This is a genomic window from Streptomyces sp. NPDC003697, assembly GCF_053587115.1.
In genome coordinates this window covers 1-18,885 of sequence record NZ_JBSFNN010000106.1, presented here as the reverse complement: position 1 = coordinate 18,885, position 18,885 = coordinate 1, and the positions used below count along the sequence as shown (strand labels likewise).

At 73.4% G+C, this 18,885-nt stretch carries 17 protein-coding genes and 2 pseudogenes; 11 read left to right on the top strand and 8 right to left on the bottom strand.

The annotated features are described in order from the left end of the window. Nucleotides 1-280: 280 nt before the first annotated feature. Both ACWDNY_RS28365 and ACWDNY_RS28360 read left to right on the top strand, forming a co-directional pair. A complete protein-coding gene (locus ACWDNY_RS28365; protein WP_451648650.1) occupies nucleotides 281-673 on the top strand; it encodes an FG-GAP repeat protein in 393 nt (130 codons plus the stop codon). Then, nucleotides 670-2,115: a serine/threonine-protein kinase gene (locus ACWDNY_RS28360; protein WP_451648649.1), complete on the top strand. Its 1,446-nt coding sequence runs from the start codon at nucleotides 670-672 to the stop codon at nucleotides 2,113-2,115. The genes ACWDNY_RS28365 and ACWDNY_RS28360 overlap by 4 nt, the downstream gene beginning before the upstream one ends. 35 nt (nucleotides 2,116-2,150) lie before the next feature. On the opposite strand, the gene ACWDNY_RS28355 is transcribed toward ACWDNY_RS28360, so the two are convergent. The 6 genes and pseudogenes from ACWDNY_RS28355 to ACWDNY_RS28330 all read right to left on the bottom strand — a co-directional run. Next, on the bottom strand, nucleotides 2,151-3,422 hold the full coding sequence (locus ACWDNY_RS28355) for an MFS transporter (RefSeq protein ID WP_451648648.1): 1,272 nt from the start codon (nucleotides 3,420-3,422) through the stop codon (nucleotides 2,151-2,153). Between the two features lie 60 nt (nucleotides 3,423-3,482). Beyond that, nucleotides 3,483-4,145: a GntR family transcriptional regulator gene (locus ACWDNY_RS28350; protein ID WP_451648647.1), complete on the bottom strand. Its 663-nt coding sequence runs from the start codon at nucleotides 4,143-4,145 to the stop codon at nucleotides 3,483-3,485. A gap of 224 nt (nucleotides 4,146-4,369) precedes the next feature. Continuing rightward, nucleotides 4,370-5,392, bottom strand: a complete 1,023-nt coding sequence (locus ACWDNY_RS28345) for an acetamidase/formamidase family protein (protein ID WP_451648646.1) — start codon at nucleotides 5,390-5,392, stop codon at nucleotides 4,370-4,372. Between the two features lie 89 nt (nucleotides 5,393-5,481). After that, nucleotides 5,482-6,903, bottom strand: coding sequence for an APC family permease (locus ACWDNY_RS28340; protein ID WP_451648645.1), 1,422 nt, complete (start codon nucleotides 6,901-6,903; stop codon nucleotides 5,482-5,484). A 58-nt stretch (nucleotides 6,904-6,961) separates the two neighbouring features. Then, nucleotides 6,962-7,315 carry a hypothetical protein gene (locus ACWDNY_RS28335; RefSeq protein WP_451648652.1) on the bottom strand — a complete coding sequence of 118 codons (354 nt, stop codon included), beginning with the start codon at nucleotides 7,313-7,315 and terminating at the stop codon, nucleotides 6,962-6,964. A gap of 82 nt (nucleotides 7,316-7,397) precedes the next feature. After that, nucleotides 7,398-7,616: pseudogene (locus ACWDNY_RS28330) on the bottom strand (ABC transporter substrate-binding protein); the annotation flags it as partial. Between the two features lie 167 nt (nucleotides 7,617-7,783). Between ACWDNY_RS28330 and ACWDNY_RS28325 the strand changes: the two are divergent. The 6 genes and pseudogenes from ACWDNY_RS28325 (at nucleotide 7,784) to ACWDNY_RS28300 (ending at nucleotide 11,880) form a co-directional block, all read left to right on the top strand. Beyond that, nucleotides 7,784-8,290, top strand: a complete 507-nt coding sequence (locus tag ACWDNY_RS28325) for a MarR family winged helix-turn-helix transcriptional regulator (RefSeq protein ID WP_451648644.1) — start codon at nucleotides 7,784-7,786, stop codon at nucleotides 8,288-8,290. Nucleotides 8,291-8,498: 208 nt separating this feature from the next. After that, nucleotides 8,499-8,979, top strand: a pseudogene (locus tag ACWDNY_RS28320) (aminotransferase class III-fold pyridoxal phosphate-dependent enzyme); the annotation flags it as partial. Nucleotides 8,980-10,269: 1,290 nt separating this feature from the next. After that, nucleotides 10,270-10,704, top strand: a complete 435-nt coding sequence (locus ACWDNY_RS28315) for an ATP-binding protein (RefSeq protein WP_451648651.1) — start codon at nucleotides 10,270-10,272, stop codon at nucleotides 10,702-10,704. A 112-nt stretch (nucleotides 10,705-10,816) separates the two neighbouring features. Then, the gene (locus ACWDNY_RS28310) at nucleotides 10,817-11,200 is read left to right on the top strand and encodes a Scr1 family TA system antitoxin-like transcriptional regulator (protein ID WP_451648643.1); all 384 of its coding nucleotides are present in this window, start codon (nucleotides 10,817-10,819) and stop codon (nucleotides 11,198-11,200) included. Then, a complete protein-coding gene (locus ACWDNY_RS28305) occupies nucleotides 11,187-11,375 on the top strand; it encodes a DUF397 domain-containing protein (protein ID WP_451648642.1) in 189 nt (62 codons plus the stop codon). The genes ACWDNY_RS28310 and ACWDNY_RS28305 overlap by 14 nt, the downstream gene beginning before the upstream one ends. A gap of 115 nt (nucleotides 11,376-11,490) precedes the next feature. Beyond that, the gene (locus tag ACWDNY_RS28300; RefSeq protein WP_451648641.1) at nucleotides 11,491-11,880 is read left to right on the top strand and encodes a hypothetical protein; all 390 of its coding nucleotides are present in this window, start codon (nucleotides 11,491-11,493) and stop codon (nucleotides 11,878-11,880) included. Between the two features lie 100 nt (nucleotides 11,881-11,980). Here the strand turns inward: ACWDNY_RS28300 and ACWDNY_RS28295 are convergent, their stop codons facing one another. Both ACWDNY_RS28295 and ACWDNY_RS28290 read right to left on the bottom strand, forming a co-directional pair. Next, nucleotides 11,981-12,805 (bottom strand): nitrilase-related carbon-nitrogen hydrolase, encoded by an 825-nt coding sequence (locus ACWDNY_RS28295; RefSeq protein ID WP_451648640.1) that lies wholly within the window; start codon nucleotides 12,803-12,805, stop codon nucleotides 11,981-11,983. Further along, nucleotides 12,802-14,262, bottom strand: coding sequence for a purine-cytosine permease family protein (locus ACWDNY_RS28290; RefSeq protein WP_451648639.1), 1,461 nt, complete (start codon nucleotides 14,260-14,262; stop codon nucleotides 12,802-12,804). The genes ACWDNY_RS28295 and ACWDNY_RS28290 overlap by 4 nt, the downstream gene beginning before the upstream one ends. Nucleotides 14,263-14,462: 200 nt before the next feature. Between ACWDNY_RS28290 and ACWDNY_RS28285 the strand changes: the two genes are divergently transcribed. The 3 genes from ACWDNY_RS28285 (at nucleotide 14,463) to ACWDNY_RS28275 (ending at nucleotide 18,740) form a co-directional block, all read left to right on the top strand. Then, on the top strand, nucleotides 14,463-15,971 hold the full coding sequence (locus tag ACWDNY_RS28285; protein WP_451648638.1) for a PucR family transcriptional regulator ligand-binding domain-containing protein: 1,509 nt from the start codon (nucleotides 14,463-14,465) through the stop codon (nucleotides 15,969-15,971). Nucleotides 15,972-16,193: 222 nt separating this feature from the next. Continuing rightward, nucleotides 16,194-17,354, top strand: a complete 1,161-nt coding sequence (locus tag ACWDNY_RS28280) for an alpha/beta hydrolase (protein ID WP_451648637.1) — start codon at nucleotides 16,194-16,196, stop codon at nucleotides 17,352-17,354. Nucleotides 17,355-17,852: 498 nt separating this feature from the next. Then, entirely contained in the window at nucleotides 17,853-18,740 is an 888-nt protein-coding gene (locus tag ACWDNY_RS28275; RefSeq protein ID WP_451648636.1) for an endonuclease/exonuclease/phosphatase family protein, read from the top strand. Nucleotides 18,741-18,885: the final 145 nt, after the last annotated feature.

Below are 18,885 nucleotides of genomic sequence, written 5' to 3'. Positions count from 1 at the left end.
GCTCAGGGGCTTGAGATCGGCCTGCCACTTCGGCGCCTGCGCGGGCAGCCGATCGTAGGCGGCGCTCCTGGGGTGGGCCGGGCCGCCGCGTGCTGTGGGCGAGCCGGCTTTTCCGGGCGGTCCCGTGCGCCGCGCACTACTCTTTGTCCGTCACACGTGTCGCACGGCGCTGAAGCCTCGGTTTCCTGACAGGAGCATGACCTTGCGCATACGTACTTTCGGCGCTGTAACACCGGAAAACACCGCTGTTGCGGCGCCAGGTGCCCCCAGTGCCGGTACGGTGCCCTCCGAACTGTGGGACGACTTCAACGGCGACGGGTACCGCGACCTGGCCGTCGGCACGCCCAAGGCGAGCGGCGGCACGGTCACCGTCACCCTCGACTCGTCCCCGAACGCCGACCCCGCCCGGCCGGTGAACGTGACCCAGGACACTGCGGGCGTCCTCGGTGGCTCGCACGGTTTTCAGGTCTTCGCTCCCCGCCACAGAGACCCCCGGCTACGGCCTCCCCGTTCGGCTGCTGCCAGGCTGAGCCGGAAGCACGGGGCGCAGGTGTCCCCGGCACTGCGTTTCGACCCGATCAGGAAGGTACGTCCACCGCTGCTGCCCCGTCGGGACAGTGCGACGAGGGCGCGGCAGGCGAGGACGGACGCAGCGGTGAAGGTCTCCGCATGACCGTGGAGCCCCGCGACATCACCGTGGACGACGACTGGGCGGTCTCCGTACCGACGGGGTATCGGACAGGACCTTGGGAAGTGGTCTCCCCTCTCGCGTCCGGCAACTGGGGCAGTGTTTACGCCGCCCGCCGGACCGTTGACGAAGTACCCGGCGGCAGGACGGCCGGTTCACCACCGGACGAGGTCGCTCTGAAATTCGTGGTGACGAATGCCCTGGGGCCGCGCCGCTCCCGCCAGTGGCAGGAACTCGCACGACGTGAGGCCGAATTCAGTCAGAACGCCACCCACGACCGGCTCATCCGGGTCCTGGAGACCTTAGTGGTGACCGACGAGGAGCGGCCGGATCTGGACGGCGCTGTCGTCCTCGTCATGGAGCGAGCCACCGGCAGCCTGCAGGAACGGCTCGACGCGGCAACGGATTGCGAACCGCTCGCGGACGCCGACCGGATCATCACCCAGATCTGCGAGGGGCTCGCCCACCTCCACGCGGAAGGTTGGGTTCACGGGGATCTCAAGCCTGCCAACGTGTTGATCATGCCGGACGGTTCGGTCAGGCTGGCTGACTTCGGCCTGGTCACACGAGTGGACGGTACCCACGGTTACGCGCCGCCCCTCGGATCCCCGGACTACCTGCCGCCGGAGCGCTGGCGGGAAGGGATCGGCGAGCGCGGGGTCCCGATACGCCCCACGGCCGATGTCTGGGCGCTGGGCGTCATCGCGCACCAGATTCTCACCGGGGGATCCCTTCCCTTTCCCGGCGCCACGGCCGGGGCGCGCGCGGCAGCGGTCCAGGAGTACGCCTGCGGCACAGCTCCGCTGCGTCTGCACCCCGCTCTGGACGCCGCCGGACGGGAGTTCGTCACCCGTTGCCTTGCCCGCGACCACGCAAGCCGTTCCCGGGCCACCGCCGACCGCTTGCTGGCCCTGGCCCGTGAATCCTCCCTCACGCCCGCGCGGCGCCGGCGCACCGCGCCCGGGCGCCTTGCCATCTCCGCGGTGTCTGCGACTGCCGTCCTGTCCGTCGGCGGAACCATGGGGGGGTGGTGGTTGTGGGCGGAACGGGACACCAGCGATGACACGAAGGTCGAGCCCACGGCGCAGATCACCGTGTACAACATCGAGACCCCGTGCCGGAAACAGACCGAGCGGCTGCGTACCTGCAGCATGGGTCTGGCCCTGGACCCCTACAGGAAGTACAAGTCGGGCAACGTCTCCGAACGTCGAATCTGGCACGGGGACGTGCTGGAGGCAGACTGCGTGGCGTACGAAGGAGACCGGGTGGCCGACGAGACCGGCGTGGGCACCACACGCTGGTACCGGGTGAAGGTCGCCGAGGAACCATCCGGATACGCCTGGTTCCCGGCCGTCCGCACCCGGCACGAGCCCACTGCGCTGCCCACCTGCGGAAGCGACGCCAGGCCGAGTGACGGAAGTTCCTGAAAAGCGTTGTTGCCGGGCTTCGGGCCGTCGGGCCGTCAGCCGCGCAGCGGTTCGGCGGGGGCGCCGGCGCGTGTGCCGCGCGCGACCAGGGCCAGGCAGCCAAGTGCCACCACGGCCACCCCGGAGAGCATCACCGGGTACGAGAGCCAGGCCGACAGCGTCGCCAGCACGGTGGGCAGCAGGAACCCCGAATAGGCCAGCGCGTAGTAGATGCCCGTCAGACCGGCCAGATCCTCCTCGCCCGCCATCCGCTGTATCTCCAGCAGCCCGGAGACCACCGCGATCCCGTAGGCCGCGCCCAGGGTGACCGCGGCCGCCGCGGCCAGCCACGGTGAGCTCAGCGCGGCGTTCACCGCGCACAGCACGGCACCGAGCAGCATCACGGTCATCGCCACCACGGCGGCGTGCCCCTTGCCGGACCCCGCCCCCGCCAGGTGCAGCCGCTTGGCCACCGGCTGCACGGCCGCGCCGGTGCCCAGGGTCAGCACCGTGAGGGCGGTCGCGTACGCGAGACCCCAGTGGCCCACACGCGACGCGACCAGTTGCGGCATCACCGCGTACGCCAGTCCCGCCGCCCCGAACACCCAGGGCGCCATCGGCAGCACCACCAGCCGGAACCGCCGGCGCGCGGGCGCGGGTACGCGCAGGTCGTCCACCAGGCTCGCCAGCAGTCCCCGGGCCGGGCCGGTCGCCGCCCGGCGGCCGGGCGCCCGCGTCTCGGGCACCGTCAGCAGCAGCACCGGCACGGCGACGGTGACGAGGATGTGGGCGAGGTAGGGCGAGACCATGGGCCACGGCCCCCACTGCGCGAGGGCGCCGGCGACGCCCGCGCCCAGTGCGAAGCCCCCCGTCTGGCAGAGCGCGGCACGGCGTGCGGCCAGCCCGGTGTCCGCGCCGACGGACAGCTCCTTCACCCAGCTGCTGCCCACCGACATGGCGATGCCGACGGCCACGCCGGTGATCAGCCTGCCCGCGTAGATCGGCCAGGCACCGTCGGCGCCGAAGCTCAGCACCACGCTGGCGATCACGGACGCCACGGTCCCGAGCGCCAGGACCGGCCGACGGCCGCGCCGGTCCGACACCGGCCCGGCGAGCAGCAGCCCGGGGATCAGACCGACGACGTAGGCGCCGAGGAAGGCGTCCACGCTGAGCGCGGAGTAGCCGCCGAGCCGGCGGTACATCAACAGCAGAGGGGTGAACTGGTTGCCGCCCCAGCCGCAGGCGAACATCGCTGCGGCAACCGGACGCCACGAACCCGGACGGGGAGCGAAGGCAGGCGGCTCGACGACCCGCTGGGTTTCGAGCATGGTGATGACAGGTTCCTTGTGTGCGTGCTGGTGGCGGCGGCGCCGTTGCCGCCGGTCGGATCAGTGGCCGCTGCCGGCCTGCCCCGGCGAACCGTGGGTCGCGGCCAGGTGTGCGCGCAGGGCCGTCGCGAACGGCGCGGCCGCCCCGGCGACGAGGTGGGCGAGCAGCGTGTCGTGCTCGTCGGCCAGTACGGGCAGCCGTTGGGGCCGCAGCGACAGCGCGGAGACGCTCATCCGCCGCTGCCGGTCGCCGAGGGTGGCGTAGAAGCGGCTGGCGAGACGGTTCCCGGAGGCCTCGACGATGCCCCGGTGGAACGCCTCGTCCGCGGCCGCGAACTCGTCGACGCATCCGGTGCGCGCGAGGTCACGCTGCCGCGCGATCAGCTCCCGCAGCCGCGTCTCGCCGTCGGCCGTCAGACCGTCGCGGGCGATGCGCTCGGCCGCGGACTGCTCCAGTGCCTGCCGCAGCTCCAGCACGTCGGCGGCCTCCCCGGCGGGTACCGGCACCACGACCGCCCCGCGCTTGGGGTGCAGGGCCAGCAGTTCCTCGGACTCGAGGCGGAGGAAGGCCTCGCGGACCGGCGTGCGGCTCACCTGCACCCGCGCGGCGATCTCGCCCTCGCTGATCAGGGTTCCCGCGGCCAGCTCTCCGCTGAGGATCCACTCCTTCGTCGCGGCGTACACCGTCTGCGCCGCCGACGCACGCTCCTCTTTCCCGGCCATACCTCGACCCTACCACTCATAGATACAAGCCTGCATCCATGAGGGGCGCGGGTGCGCCGGCGGGCGCGCGGAGAACCCGCAGGTGCGACCAGTCGTCGGCCGTCTGCGGGTCTGCGGGTCTGCGGGCCTGCGGCTCCGGATGTCAGGTGTGAGGTGTCCGCGTCGAACACGGCGCCGGGGCGGGAAGCCGGACAACAGGAAAGGGCGCCGGCGCCGCGGCGGCCTCACCGCCGGCGCAGGTACTCCGCGCCGAGCGCCCGCAGCCGGTCGTGGACACCGTCGTAGGCGCGCGTGGCTCCGAGGAGGTGCCTGGGGAGCTTGGCGACCATCGTGTACTGGGTGTCGCAGACGTTCGCCGCCGGCGCCAGCCCCGCCTGACTGACCAGTTGGTAGGCGTCCAGCTGGTCCAGTCCGAGCAGGTCGGCCGTCCACCCGACCAGGTCGTGCTGGCTGATGCGGAAGGCGTCCTCCAGCGGGCGGGCGTGGCCCGTGCTCAGCAGGAAGTCGTCGTTCTCCAGCCGGGGTACCGCGGGAGCGCCTCCCTTGACGAGATCCACGGCCACCACCGTGTTCATGGCGGTCTCCACCGCCGTGCCGCACACCTCGCCCTCGCCCTGCCGGGCGTGGCCGTCCCCGATGGCGAGCATCGCGCCCTCGACGTTGACCCCGAAGTAGACGGTGGTTCCGGCACGCAGCTCGGGGGTGTCCATGTTGCCGCCGTGGACGCCCGGCGAGATGGACATCAGCCGCTCGCCCGCGGCGGGGGCGACCCCGACCGTGCCGTGCATCGGGTCCAGCGGGAGGTCCACCGCGAAGTCGCCCCTGGTGGCCTCGAACCGGCAGGTGCCGGACGTGGCGTCGATGGCGTAGACCCAGACCCGTTCCTCCAGCGCGGGGTGCAGCATGGCGGTGGTGTGGGTGGCGGTCAGCGCGCCGAAGTGCGGGAAGGTACTGGACACGCCCCAGTCGCGGGCCGGCGAGATGTCGACGAAGTGCACCGCGAGCGTGTCCCCGGGCTCGGCGCCGGCGACGGCGATCGGGCCGGTGACGGGGTTCAGGTACGGGAAGGTGCACACCCGGCTGGGCAGGTCCGAGGGCCCGCGCACCCGGCCGCCGAAGCAGTCCTCGGTGAACAGTTCCACGACGCTGCCGGGTTGTACCGTCGCCACGGGCGACCCGCCGCCGAAACTGTAGGCGTACCGCTCCGGGTCCGCGGGGACGCTGATCACCTGGGCGGGAGTGTTCATGCGGATCGTCTCTCCTGACGTACGGGAATGCGGGTGAACCCGGCGTACGGGATGCGGGTGAAGGCGGGCGGAGGGCCGGGCGGGAGGGTCTACGCCTTCGGCGGCGGGGCGGCCACGGGCTCCTCTGTGGTCCCGACGGCGGCCAGGTGCGGACGGCGGCCCGTCAGCAGCAGCGCCGCCAGCACCACGGCGCCGACGCCCAGCCAGACGAACCCCAGCCGCTGCGCGGCGATGTCCGCGTTGACCACGACGTACGCGAGGATGGCGAAGCCGATGGCGGGTGCGATCAGATGCCGCCAGTAGTCGCGGCTGCGCCGCCGGACCAGGTAGTGCACGACCACGGACACGTGCAGGACCAGGAACGTCGTCAGGGCGCCGAAGTTGACCAGGCTGCTCAGCAGCGTCACACCGTCGTCGCGGGAGTCCATGTAGAGGCCGAGCCCCAGGGAGACCAGCGCGGTGAGCAGGGTCGCGTTGACCGGTACCCGGTGCTTGGGGTGCACCCTGGCCAGGAACGAGGGCAGTTGCCGGTCCCGGGCCATCGCGTACAGCAGACGGGAGGTGGCGGCCTGGGCCACCAGCGAGTTGGCGAACCCCCAGGCCACGGCGGTGGCGGCGGCGGTCAGCGTGGCCAGCCACTCACCGGAGGCCACACGGGCCGCGTCGTAGAAGGCGGTGCCGTCGGGGTCGCCTCCGCTGATGAGCCTGCCGGGGTCGGGCACCAGCAGGGACGCCAGCCAGGTCTGGACGACGAACAGCACGCCCGCCAGCAGTAGCGCCGCCACCATCGAGCGGCCGATGGCGCGTGCGGAGTCCTTGTTCTCCTCGGCCAGTGTCGAGATGCCGTCGAACCCCAGGAAGCTCAGCACGGCGATGGAGACGGCGCCGAAGACCAGCGACCAGGAGAAGGTGTGCGCGTTGTAGACCGCCGTGAAGTCGAAGCCCCGGCCCTTGCCCTGCGCCAGCGCGATCACGCCGATCACCACGAAGACGGCGAGCACCACCAGTTCGGCGATCAGCATGATCTTGTTGACCCGCGCGGTCATCCGGATGCCGGTGTAGTTCACTGCGGTGTTGAGCACCACGAAGCCCGCCAGCCACAGCCACACCGGGACCGCGGGCACCAGCGAGTTCATGGCGATCCCGGCGATCAGATAGAGCAGCCCGGGCACCAGGACGTAGTCGAGCAGGATCATCCAGCCGGCCAGGAACCCGACCGGTGCGGCGATCCCGCGCCCGGCGTAGGCGTAGACCGAGCCGGACATCGGGAACGCCCGCGCCATCTGCGCGTAGGAGAGCGCCGTGAACATCATCGCCACCATGCCGACGGCGTAGGTCAGGGCGACCATGCCACCGGAGCCCTGGAAGACACTGCCGAAGATGCCGAACGGCGCGATCGGCACCATGAAGACCAGGCCGTAGACCAGCAGGTCCCCGAAGCTCAGCGAGCGGTTGAGTTCCTGACGGTAGCCGTAGCTCTGCAGCGAGCCGGGGGCCTGTCGTTCGGTCATCGCGTTCTCCTCACTGCCGGGTGCCCGCACCGCGGGGAGAGCGTACGGCGGGTTAGTTTCATATGGAAGTATTCGGGGCCGGGGAGGGTGACGGGAACGAGGTGACGACCCGCAACTCGGCACCCTCGGCGCGGGCCAGGTGCATCCGGGGACGCGACGGCCCCAGCGGCGCCGACCGCCACGCCTGCCGGGTGACCGGATCCGTCGCGTGCAGCAGCCGGCGCACCCTCAAGTGCAGTTGGCCGTCCGGCAGCAGGGCGCGGCCGGCGGCGAGCGCGGCGACCAGGTGGACGCCGTCGTACAGGCCCCGTGCCTGGGAGTCCAGCACCGGCGCCGCAGGGCCGCACAGCGCGCGGTGCCGCTCGGTCAGCGCCTCGGCCAGTTGACGTACCGGACCGAAGCCGGTGCACACCACTCCCGGCAGCCGGCTGCCGCCCTCGTGCGGAGGGATGAAGACATACCGGCACCCTGCCGCAGGCCACAGGCTCCACGGCCCGGTGGACGCTACTGTCGTGGAAGCCGGCCACGGCCTGGACCGCCCCCGCCCCGACCAGCTCCGCGACCTCGGCCGCCACCGTGCCCGGAGCCCGTCCGCCGTCCACCAGCACCAGCTCGAGCCGGCGTTCGGTCCACCCGCACCGGCCGATCCCGCCCCGGGCGTTCACCTCGTGCGCAGCCAGCAGGGCGGCGTCCACCGCGGACGGTCCGACCATCCCCAGTGCCCCGGACTGCGGCACCACCAGACACAGCCGGAACGCCGCCGGATCGTCCGGTTCGTACAGCGCCTCGAGCGGCTCGACCAGCCGCGCCTGCAGGTCCACGCCGGTGTCCACGCCGCGAGTATGCTCCGGGAGGCGGACGGCGGAGGAGGTGAGTACGCATGGCGAGCGTGCGACCGGACCCGAGCGCCCGACCGGACTGGGCCTCGGCGGCGCCCGGAACGAGCCGCAGCGCCCGCGGCGGCCGGCGCGGGCGGGAGCCCATGCTCATCGAGGTGCTCACCCTCGCCCAGCGACGCCTCGTCCAGCAGCTGGCCGCGGCACTCGACGAGGAGCACTGCACCGTCGACCAGTGGCGGGTCATGCGTGCCCTGGCCGACGGCGAAGGGTGCCTGATGGGCGAGCTGTCGCAGCGACTGCTCATTCCGCAGGCCTCGCTCACCCGCCTGGTGGACGCGCTCGCCGACGACGGCTGGGTCTACCGCCGCCAGTCCGACAGCGACCGGCGCCGCATCAGCGTCCACCTGTCCCGGCGCGGCCGGACCCGGCTGGCCCGGCTCGACGCGCTGGCCGCCGCCCATGAGTCGGCGCTGCGCGCCACCGCCGGCACGAAGGCTCTCGGCCCGCTGGTCGCCCACCTCGCGGCGGCCGGCCCGGGTTCCGGCTGACCCCGCACGGGGAGGCACCACCACCCACAGCGACGGGACACCCGAGCCCTGCCCCTCCTGACGTCGCACCACCGGCGCGTCGTCTCGGCGCGGTGTGCGGTTTAGGGCGTGGCCGTGTCCTGGAGGCGGCCGGTGCCGCCGGGCGGGACGGGGCGCCGCAGCCGGGCGGCCATGGCGTGCCCCAAGCCGTCGGGCCCGGTGTGGGCGCGCCGTGGTGGTGGAGACCGTCCAGGGCGAGGGCGGGGTCAACCCCGCCCGCCCGTCCTGGCTGCGCGCCCTGGCCTCCTGGGCGCCGGCACGCTGCTCGTGGTCGACGACATCGAGATGGGCTGCGGACGCACCGGACCGTTCTTCTCCTTCGAACCGGCCGGGATCGTCCCGGACATCGTCTGCCTGTCCAAGTCCATCAGCGGGTACGGGAGCCCATGGCCCTCACCCTGATGCGCCCCGAGCACGACGTGTGGAAACCCGGCGAGCACAACGGCACCTTCCGCGGCTACAACCCGGCGTTCGTCACCGCCGCCCGGGCACTGGAGCTGTTCTGGTCCGACGGCTCCCTGGAGGCCCGGACCACCGCGCTCGGCGAGCGCGTCGGCGGCGCCCTGGCCGGGACCGCCCGCCGGCACGGGCTGCCCGCCCCGCGCGGGCGCGGCCTGGCCTGGGGCCTGCCCTATCCTGCCGCAGTTCGTCCACGGCGGCGGCTCGGCAGCACGGCAGATCTTCTTCCTCGGCATCCTCGACGTCCTCATCGGCGTCGCCTACTGGTTCGCCCTGGTCGCCGTCGCCGCGCGGCTGCGAGCGCTGCTCGCCCGCCCGAAGGTCCTCCACCGCTGGGAGCTGGCGACCGGCTGGCTGTTCATCGCCATCGGCATCGGCGTCGCGGCGGCCGCCTGAGGGAGCCGAAAGGAGCCGGGGGAGGGATCCTGCCGGGTGCCGGCCCGTCCGGCGCGTGCGTGCGCGGCCGCGTGGCGGGCGCGCCGCCCGTGAGCACCGCCGGCGCTCACGGGCATGTCCTGCCGGCGACAGCGGGGTGGGCGGTGGCCGGAACGCTCCACGAACCCGCGCGCCACGGACGGCAGTTGCGGGCTCGGCCGTCGCTCCCCGTCGCCCTTTCCCGCGCCTTCGGGCGATTGGGGGTCGACGACGGACGACCGCCCGCCAGGGCCGCCGGCGGGGCCCGGCGGCGAACGGCCGTCACGGGGGACGCGCCGCCTCGCGTGCCGGCCGATGTGCGCCTCGCGCGGGTGCTGCGCGTAGCGATGTACGCACCCTGCCCGGCGGTGTCACGGCCGGGACGCCGGCCAGGCCGGGCCCAGGACGGCCGGAACCCCGACGTCCCGCTGCCCACGGCGTCGCGCAGGCGCGCGGCTGCCGGCCGGTCCGCCGCCGGAGCCGGTCACCCGCCGGTCGCCGAAACGCCCTGCGGACGGGAGGTCACCCGCGCGCGACGGGCCGGGCCGGTGCGGCGTTTACCGCCGCTCTACCGCCGCTGCTCCGTGATCCGGAGGGTGGGCACTGAGGGCGCCGTGCGCACAGTGCCCGGGGAGGCGAGGATGCCGGAAGTTCGGGAAGTGACCAGCGCCGCCGTCGCGGCGGCGACGGGGGCTGTCCCCGGCCGCCGGGACCGGGACGGTCCGCGGCCGTCCGTCCGGCACCCTGGGTGCACCTGCCGCCCGTGCCCCGGGTGCGGGCTCCGGTCGCCGGCCCCCGCCGCGGCCGGGCGCCGTTCCGTCGCTCCCGCTGCCTCGATGCGCTGCGTCACGTTCCCGCCCCGTCACGGTGACGTGGGTGCGGAGGGTGCCTCCCCCCACCGAGGACCGTCGTCGCATCCCCCACCACCTCGGTCTGGACCTGCCATGACATCGATTGACGACCCACGTGCCCACGGCGCGCACTATTCCTCGGGACCACCGCACGCGGCGGCCTCCCCCGGACGGCGGTCGGCGCCACCGGTCCGCGGCAATCCGTTAGACGGCCGGTTGTGCCATGACTGCGCCCTGCCGTACGGGAGGTACCTGCACCTGCACGTGCACCCGGCCGCCGCGGAGCTCGGCCGGGTCCGCAGCGAGGTCCGCGCGGTCCTGTCCTCCTGGGACTGCCCGCCGGGCGTCATCGACGACTGCGTACTGCTCTGCAGCGAACTGCTCGCCAACGCGGTCACCCACGGGCCGGCCGCCTCGATCGGCGTGAACCTGCTGCAGGCGGGAGAGAGGCTGCTGCTGGAGGTCACCGACGCGTCGGCGAAGCACCCCGTGGTGCGCCAGGCGGAACCCGACGACGAGCAGGGCCGCGGCATGCTCCTGGTGCAGGAGATCGCGGCGGCGTGGGGCTCGTGCCGGGAGCCCGGCGGCCGGAAGACCACCTGGTGCACGCTCCTCCCTCCCCCCACCGGCGACCCACAGCCCGACGTGTGACGTCGCCGCCCGCGGGCGGCGACCGCCTCCGCTTCGCCGCCGCTCTGCCGGTCCCCCGCACCGTGGGAGCGGCATCTCGCCCCTCACTCCATCGGATCGCGAGGCAGGATCTGTGAATGGTCGGACGACGCACCAGGAGAGCCAGGACAGCCGGCACCTGCCCGCGGTGCGGCACCTGCCGATCGCCCGCCTGTACCGGTGGGACGTCCACCGGATCTCGGACGGCCGGCACCAGGAAGGCCCTTCCGGCACCTGCACGACCGAGGACAGCGCCGGAGTTCGAGACGGCCGCCGTGCCCGGCCGCCGTGCCCGGCCGGCGGGCCCGACCTCCTCTACGGGGAGACGTTCATCCGCGGGCAGACCACGGTGGAGCCCGATCAGGTCCAACGGCACAAGCCGGCCTTCAACCTGATCCAGTCCACGGCCCTGTCCCCGGACCACTCGCGCGCGCTTCTGCGCCGTCTGAAAGAGAAACAAGCCAATGGACCAGCGTGAACTCCCGTGGCGCAAGAGCAGCTACAGCATGGGCAACGGCGGCAACTGCGTGGAGGTCGCGCACGCCGGAGGCCGGATCCACGTACGGGACAGCAAGCAAGAAGGCGGACCGCGCCTGACGTTCGCTCCCGGGCCGTGGCGGGCCGCCCTGGCCGCCGCCGTCGACGCCGAGTGAGGACGGGGCGACGGGGTCCGCGCCCGGGACGGGCGGGCGCGGACCCGCCGTCTTCCGCTACCCGTCTTCCTGCGGAGGGGCTCCGCCTCCCGCGGCGGGGTCGCGAAACGCCTCGGTGCGCGCCGGCTTCCACGCCGGCGCCGGCGCCCTCCGGCACAGCACGCACCCCACCGACCGGGCCGCGGCCCGCGCCTTCCGGTTCCTGGGGGTCGTGCCGGGGCCGAGCGTGAGCCTGCCGGCCGCGGCCGCGTTGCTCGGCGTGGACGGCCGGCGCGCGGAGGACGCCCTGGAACGGCTGGTGGACGCCCATCCGCTGCACAGTCCCGTGCCCGGCCGCTACCGGATGCGCGACCGGGACAGTCCTCAGGGCGACGCCCCGGACGACGCGGGCATCCGCGGAGGCAGCCCGGGCGCAGACGCGGTGCGGTGCGGGAAGCCGCCGCGTCCTCGCGCATCCGCCGCGCTGCGGCCGGAACCCGCCCACGCGCCCTGCCCGCCGAGGTGAGCCGGGCAGGAGTGGGCGGTACTGGTGAAGGCTCCGTCCGGTCCCCGGCCCGCCCACAGGCCGCACTGGCGGCCGAGGCTGCGACGGCAGGGCGACCGGGTCAGGGCGTGTACAGCTCCGGGCGACGGTCCGCGAAGACGTCGTTGTGGGCGCCGAGGCGCTTGTCCCGGGCCTGCGCGAGGTCGCAGGCGGCGAGCAGCAGCGCCGGGCCGTCGGTGGGCCGGTGCCCGGCGAGCGGGAACCCGTCCGGGTCGACGACGACGGAGCCGCCGGTCCAGGTCACCCCACGCTCCGCCCCCGCCCGGTCGCACACGGCGACGTACATGCGGTTCACGGCGGCGTTCGCCTGGACGCGCACCACCTCCGCGGGGCGTTCCCCCTCGGGCCGGGGGAAGAGGGGCCAGTTGACGGGCGCGCAGAGCAGTTCGGCCCCGGCGAGGGCGGCCCGGCGCACCCACTCGGGGAACTCGAGGTCGTAGCAGACCATGACGGCGATCCGGCCCACACGGGGCACGTCCACCACGGGGGGCGGCGCGTCGCCGGGGGTGAAGACGTCCTTCTCGGTGCCGAAGAGGTGCGCCTTTCGGTAGACGGCGCGCAGCTCGCCCGCCGGGTCGATCAGGACCGCCGAGTTGTACGTCCGGCCGTCACCGCCGCGCTCGGCGAGGCCCGCCACGACCGTCACCCCGTGCCGGCGAGCGGCGGCGGACCAGGCGGTGACGGCGGGCCCGTCGAGCGGTTCGGCCAGGGCGGCGGCCTCGGCGACGTCCGTGAACACGTATCCGCTGTTGGCGAGCTCGGGCAGGACGACGACACGGGCACCGGCGCCGGCCGCGGCGCGCACGGCGTCCTCGGTGGCGGCGAGGTTGGCGGCCGTGTCGCCCACGCGCAGGGCGACCTGCGCGCAGGCCACGGTCGTCGTCATGCGCTGCTGCCCTCCAGCTGGGCCTGTCCGGCTTCGGCGACCGCCCGCTCGGCTTCCAGGTCGATCCCGCGGGTGAGGACGTAGTACAGGGCGCCGCCGACCACGAGACCGACCACGAAGGAGACGTCGAAGCCTCCGATGGCCTCCGCGATCGGTCCGGTGAAGAAGGACGTGGTGAAGAACGGGATCATCGCCGCGAAGCCGACGACGTACGCGGTCAGGCCCTGCCAGGACCAGCGGCCGTAGATGCCGTTCTGGTCGAAGATCGCGGCGATGGCGTAGGTGCCGCGCCGCACGAAGTAGAAGTCGACCAGGTTGACGGCCGTCCACGGGATGAGGAAGTACAGCATCAGCAGGACGAAGTCGTTGAAGCTGCCGAGGTAGTCCTCGGGCAGCAGCAGCGCCACGACCAGGACGGCGAGCTCGATGACGACGATGCCGGTGACACGCGAGCGGATCGTGGGGCGCACCGGCCGGAAGGCGTCGACGGCGCTGGTGGTGGTGAGCATCGCGCCGTAGGCGTTCACGGCCATGATGGTGATCAGGGCGAGCGCGGAGACGACGACGGAGAACGTGCCGAACCCGGGCAGGATGGCGTTGCCGACCGCGCGCAGACTGCCGATGGCGTCCGGCGTGGGCAGCGACGACGCCAGCAGCGCGCCCAGGGACATCAGCCACACGGCGGAGAGCGCGGCACCGGCGTACGTCCACCAGATGACCTTGCGGGCGGAGACGTCGCGCGGCAGGTAGCGGGAGTAGTCGGAGACGTAGACCGCGTACGAGATCTGGTAGCCGGCGGCGGCGCAGAAGACGACGAGGAACGCCGACAGGGAGTGGCTGCCGGAGACGGCCGCCTGGTGGGGGTGGAGCTGGACGAGCGCGCCGACGGTGATGACGCCGAAGACGGCGATCAGGACGTACGTCAGCCAGCGCTGCACCAGGTGCAGCAGGTCGTGTCCGACGACGGCGAGCACGATCGCGACGGCGATGAGGATCGCGTACCAGGTGCGGGGCCCGCCGGGCAGCACGGTGGTCAGGCCCTGGGCGGCGAGGACGACGTTGAAGACGTTGAAGCCGATGTAGACGAAGACCACCGCCGCGAACGGCACGACGGCGCCGCGGATGCCGAACTGGGCCCGCGACTGGATCATCTGCGGCAGCCCCATGCGCGGGCCCTGGTTGGCGTGGAACGCCATGAAGAAGGTGCCGAAGCACGCGCCGAGCGCGACCGCCGCCACCGACCACACGAGGCTCAGCCCGAGCGACGGTCCGATGAACCCGGTCACCATCGTGGTGAGCACGAAGTTGCCGGTGAACCAGAAGGGGCCCTGGTGCCACACCTTGCCGTGGCGCTCGCGCACCGGCACGTAGTCGATGGATCGGACTTCGATCAGGCGGCCGGGCGACCCCCCGCCGTCCTCATGGCCCGCTGTCCGGGCGTCTGCGGGAGCGCTCATCGCGACTCCTCCCCTCTTGCCGGTGTACCGGTCCGCCGCTGCGAGCGGCATGGACACGCGCCGCGGGACTGCGGAACCGCGGTAGGTGGAACCTAGTCTTCCGTGTGTGTGCCACCGATCGCCCGGCAGGCGAATTTGCGCGGCGGGCGTGGACACCACGTCCAACCGGTGCCGCAGCGCCGCAGGGACACACTGGGGGCATGGCCCTGCTCGTCTCCGACCTCGTCGCCCTCCCCGAGCTGCACCTGACCGTCGTGGCGGGCCACGAGCACCTCGACCGCCCGGTGCTCGCCGCCCACGCGTCCGAGCTGCTCCGCCCCGGCCCGTGGCTCCAGGGCGGCGAACTGCTGATGACGATGGGGCTGCTCCTTCCGATGAACCTGGCCGCATGCAGCGCCTACGCCGACGACGCCGCAGCCGGCGGGGCGCAGGCCCTGGCGCTCGGACTCGGACCCGAGCTGCCCTACCAGGAGGCACCGGAGCCGCTGGTGACGGCCGCCGCGGAAGCCGGAATCCCCCTGCTCACGGTCGGACCGGAGGTGCCGTTCATCGCGGTGACGAAGACAGTGTTCGCCGCCCGGGCGTCCGAGCAGCGCGCCGCCGTGGAGAACGCCTTCGAGGCGCAGCGCCGCCTGACGGCGGCCGCCGCCGCCGGAGGAGGCCTGACCCCGACGCTCGAGGCATGGACCCGGGCCACCGGTGTGCGCGCCCATGTCACGGACCCGCTCGGCCGGGTCATCGCCGCCGACGGCGGCGGAGCGCAGGAACCGGACGACAGCAGCGCCGACCTGATCCGCCGGGTAGCGGCCGGCGGCATCCGCTCCAGCGCGGTGGCACCCGGACTGGAAGTACAGCCACTCGGCGCCCGCAGGCTGCGCGGCATGCTCGTGCTGGCCGGGGACCTCGGTCCCGACGCGCGCCTGCTCATCCCGGGGCTCGTCTCCCTGCTGTCGCTCGAACTGGAGCGCCGTCACCTCGCCGACGAGCCGGAACGGCGCCGCCGGGCCGGCATGCTCGGCAGACTGCTCGACGACGCCACCACCGCCGACCAGGCCGCCGACGTGCTCACCAGCGCGGGGCTGGCCGCGGACACGGTGTGCGGCGTCGTCGTCCAGGTGCCCGCCGGCGACCGTGGACAGGACAGCGCCCAGGCCGCGCGGGACATCGCCGCCGACCTCGCGCTCGCCGTGCCCGGCGGACTCGTCCGCAGCAGGGGAGGCCTGGTGGAGGCGGTCGTCGGCGCGGGACTCGACGTCGACCTCGTCATCGCCCACTTCGCACCGGGCTGCCCCACCGGCATCGGCTCGCCCGTCCCCCCGGGCGCCGCCCGCGCCTCCCTGCGCGAGGCCGCGGGTCTCGTGGAGCTCAGCCGGGACACCGGGCAACCGGTGCGGGCGCGCCGGGACCGCTCCAGCGGGCTGCTGCTCGACCTCGGCGATCGGGCCGCCCTCGCCGGCTACGCGGACGCGCTGCTCGGACCCCTCGACGCGGCCGACCCCTCCGGCTCGCTCACCAGGACCCTGACGACCTGGCTGGACAGCGGCAGCTCGTGGGAGGAGACCGCCCGCCGCCTGAGCCTGCACCGCCATACCGTGCGCAACCGGCTCGACAAGATCATGCAACTGACCGGCCGCCGCCTGGACAACGGTGACGACCGCTTCGACCTGTGGCTGGCGGTCCGCGCACGCCGCGCAGCCCACCGGGTCTGACCGCGTCCGCCTCTCCTGGCCCACGCCGCGTCCCGCGGGACCGCGCGCCGGCGGCCCGAGGCGCTCCCGCGGCGTGCGAAGCCCGGAGGGCGACCCGCGCCCCCGGGCCGCGGGGGAGGCAGCGAGTGGCCCACCCGTTCGGCCCTGACCGGATAGCAGCGTGCGGTGAGGTGTCACAGGCTGCATCAAAGGGGTCGTTCCGAGGATGGGAAATCCACTGACATGTCTCAACGACGACTGCCTGACCTCTTCAGGGCACGGTGGGTCATAGCAGCCGCACTGATGGTGGTGGCCATGGGCGCCGTGGTCAGCGCGTGTGGCAGCGAGGTCAGCGGTGCCACGGTCCGCAGGCAGGGGCCGGCCACCGTGGTCCGGCCGGCGTCGGCGAAGTACGTGCCCTGCGGCAAGCCACCGGTCAAGCTGGAGAAGATCGATCAGGAGTTCCTCGACGGACTCGCAGCGGCCGGTGGGCCACCGCTGTACGAACAGTCGTACGCGGCGGCCCGTGCGGTGCTGAACAAGGTACAGGCCGGCCCGGTGAGGATGCCGCCTGCGCAGGTCAGCCGGCGAACGGTACCCGGCGGCCCGACCGGGCCGGTCCCCGTCCACGTCGTGCGGCCCGCCGGCGCCAGGGGTGCTCTGCCCGCCGTCGTCTACCTCCACGGCGGCGGCTGGGTGCTGGGCAACTTCAAGACCCACGAGCGCCTGGTCCGCGAGATCGCCGACGGGGCACAGGCGACCGTCGTCTTCGTCGACTACACCCCCTCGCCCGAGGCCCGGTTCCCCGTCGCCGTCGAGCAGGGGTACGCCGTGGCCAGGTGGCTCGCCGCCCACGGCGATCAGATCGGCGCGGACCCCTCACGCCTCGCCGTGGCCGGCGACTCCGTGGGCGGCGCCATGACCGCCGCCCTCACGATCATGGCCAAGCAGCGCGGCGGCCCGCACTTCCGTCATCAGGTCATGCTGTACCCGGTGACCGACGCCGACTTCGACACGGCCTCCTACCTCCGCTTCGCGGAGGACTGCTGGCTCGCCCGGCCCGGCATGCAGTGGTTCTGGGACGCGTACGCACCCGACGTGAAGGACCGCGCCAGCCCGCTCGCCTCACCGCTGCGGGCTTCCGTGGAGCAACTGCGCGGCCTGCCCAGCGCACTCGTCGTCACCGATTCCGACGTGCTGCTGGACGAAGGCAGAGCCTACGCCGCCAAACTCCGCTCGGCGGGAGTGCCGGTCAGGACGACCCACTACGGTCAGATCACGCACGACTTCATGATGCTCAACGCGCTTGCGGACACCCGGTCCAACAGGGACGCCGTCGCGGAGACCACCGCGGTTCTGCGCAAGGCGCTGCACGCCCCGGCCGAACCTGCCCCCGGCAAGTGAGTGACTCCTCCCCAAGCGGACCCGGATGACGCGGGGCCGGTGCGGGAGCCGGGTGGCGGCGCGGCGGTCGGGCGACCGTCCCGCCGTCACCGGGCCCGACCGAGTCGGTCGTCCGCCGACGGGCCGTCAGTGAACCGTTGCGGAGGCGCCGTGCGTGCCTTACGGTTTACGCGCATCAACCCCACACCCGTTATGGGGAGTTGATACGGCGTGCCGTCCCTTCGAGGCGTCCTCGCCGGTACGCGAAACCGTCCGCGCCGGCGACCCCGTTGTCCGCACCGCCCCGTTCGGCGCCTGGACGGGAACCTCTACGACCTGATCCCCGCACACCCCGTGCCGCAGGCCCCGTAGCGAACCGGGCCTGCGGCTTTTCGCCGTGCGGCTCCGGCTTGCGGCGGGGGAGAGGCGTGGCGTGACCCACCGCGCCGGCCCCCGTGCTACGCACAGGCGAGCCCGTTCGACGTGACAGCGTCAGCCCACTCCGATCCGGAGGATTCAGTGGACCGCAGGACCCGACGACCCCTCTGCCGCGCCCTGGCCGCCGCCGCGCTCGCAGCCACCGCCGCACTCGCCGCGACGTCGCCCAGCGCCGTCGCGGCGGACAGCGGCGGCGGCGCGGGATCGGCCCCGCCGCCCGTGCCCCTGCGAGTGGCGACCTACAACATCCATGCCGGCGCGGGCCAGGACGACGTCTTCGACCTCGACCGCACGGCTGAGGCCATCCGGGACCTCGACGCGGACGTGATCGGTCTCGAGGAGGTCGACGTCCACTGGGGCGCCAGGAGCGAATTCACCGACGAGGCACGGGAGCTGGCCGGACGACTGCACATGCGGGCCTTCTTCGCGCCGATCTACGACCTCCCCCCGGCCACGCCGGGAGCGGAACGCCGGCAGTACGGTGTCGCGGTACTGAGCCGCCACCCGGTGCTCCACGCGCGGAACCACGACATCACCCGGCTGTCCACGCAGACCCCCGATCCGGTGCCGGCCCCGGGGCCGGGCTTCGCCGAGGTGACGGTCAACGTCCGGGGCACGTTCGTGCACGTGTACGCGACCCACCTCGACTACCGGCCGGACCCCGCGGTCCGGCGGGCCCAGGTCGACGACATGCTGGCCGTCCTGGCCGAGGACCGCGGACCGAAGGTCCTCGTCGGCGACTTCAACGCCGAACCGGCCGCGCCGGAACTGGCGCGGCTGTGGGGCCCCTTGGCCGACGCCGCCCCGAACGGCGGCAAAACCTATCCGGCGATCGACCCGGTCAAGCGCATCGACCTCGTGACCGTCTCCCCGGACGTCACCGTCGTCGGCGCGCACGAGACGCAGACCACGGCGTCCGACCACCGGCCGGTGGTCGCCGACCTGCTGCTGAGTCGTCGCGGCGGCTGAAACGCCGTGCGCCGAAGTCCGACACGGGCGGGTCACGACGGGTGGACGGGTGACCGCTCGGCCCGGCCGCCCGAGAAGACCGACCAACGACGACACCGACACAACCGCGGCCGCCACGGCGGCAGCCCACCAGGATTCGACCGGG

Coding starts and splice junctions, on each gene's coding strand:
- ACWDNY_RS28360 (WP_451648649.1), top strand. CDS start 670: ATGACCGTGGAGCCCCGCGACATCACCGTGGACGACGACTGGGCGGTC.
- ACWDNY_RS28355 (WP_451648648.1), bottom strand. CDS start 3,422: ATGCTCGAAACCCAGCGGGTCGTCGAGCCGCCTGCCTTCGCTCCCCGT.
- ACWDNY_RS28350 (WP_451648647.1), bottom strand. CDS start 4,145: ATGGCCGGGAAAGAGGAGCGTGCGTCGGCGGCGCAGACGGTGTACGCC.
- ACWDNY_RS28345 (WP_451648646.1), bottom strand. CDS start 5,392: ATGAACACTCCCGCCCAGGTGATCAGCGTCCCCGCGGACCCGGAGCGG.
- ACWDNY_RS28340 (WP_451648645.1), bottom strand. CDS start 6,903: ATGACCGAACGACAGGCCCCCGGCTCGCTGCAGAGCTACGGCTACCGT.
- ACWDNY_RS28325 (WP_451648644.1), top strand. CDS start 7,784: ATGGCGAGCGTGCGACCGGACCCGAGCGCCCGACCGGACTGGGCCTCG.
- ACWDNY_RS28305 (WP_451648642.1), top strand. CDS start 11,187: ATGGACCAGCGTGAACTCCCGTGGCGCAAGAGCAGCTACAGCATGGGC.
- ACWDNY_RS28295 (WP_451648640.1), bottom strand. CDS start 12,805: ATGACGACGACCGTGGCCTGCGCGCAGGTCGCCCTGCGCGTGGGCGAC.
- ACWDNY_RS28290 (WP_451648639.1), bottom strand. CDS start 14,262: ATGAGCGCTCCCGCAGACGCCCGGACAGCGGGCCATGAGGACGGCGGG.
- ACWDNY_RS28285 (WP_451648638.1), top strand. CDS start 14,463: ATGGCCCTGCTCGTCTCCGACCTCGTCGCCCTCCCCGAGCTGCACCTG.
- ACWDNY_RS28280 (WP_451648637.1), top strand. CDS start 16,194: ATGTCTCAACGACGACTGCCTGACCTCTTCAGGGCACGGTGGGTCATA.